This is a genomic window from Vibrio sp. VP6 (genome assembly GCF_028823755.1).
Lineage (GTDB): Bacteria > Pseudomonadota > Gammaproteobacteria > Enterobacterales > Vibrionaceae > Vibrio > Vibrio parahaemolyticus.
In genome coordinates this window covers 1-672 of sequence record NZ_JAPEID010000184.1, presented here as the reverse complement: position 1 = coordinate 672, position 672 = coordinate 1, and the positions used below count along the sequence as shown (strand labels likewise).

Genomic DNA, 672 nt, shown 5'->3' with positions numbered 1-672 from the left:
CAGAACGTAAACCAAGATGTGGTATAGCAAAACAAGGGACGTCGAATAAAACAGAATCGACCCAACCCAATATCGAAAAAGGTAAAACCTCTCGATACCTTGAAGCTGTTATAGATTATTACTTAGATGAAACGGAAGAGGCAGCCAATCGAACCCTGAAATTACCAAAACATCCAAAAAAAACTTATAGAGCAACGTTTCAGCTCATTACTGATAACAAACAATATAATTCTGGTCATATTTTTTATAGTAAGCTTAAGTTCAATACGCGACTTGAAGATGCAGATGGGTGTATAACGCTTGCACTCTTGCCTAAAAATAATGGCGAACAATATCTATTAAAAATCAACACTTCAAAATGGAGTAATCAGAAAAAAAACGCATTCAATCTTGCTTGCAGCACAGCGTTTCAAAAAGCAAAAGAGCATTACATTAAGCAGAAAAAAGCCAAAAAGTATCCTACGGAACACCCTTATATATTTTTTGTTGCCCAGAACCCAATAATAAAGGCTAACGAATTTGAGGTAGAGCATTTTGAGTTTGTTTCATTACGATATCTTCCACAACTTCATCTTCCTTTCAATGATCGAGGGATAAAAAAAGTTTACCAAACCATTGAAGTTGCTGAAGTTGCTGAAGTTGCTGAAGTTGCTGAAGTTGCTGAAGTTGCTG

General features: G+C 36.0%; 1 protein-coding gene. It reads left to right on the top strand.

Features of this window, described 5'->3' with window-relative positions:
* On the top strand, positions 1-672 hold a 672-nt coding region (locus tag OU793_RS24795; RefSeq protein ID WP_274647938.1), incomplete at both ends, for a hypothetical protein.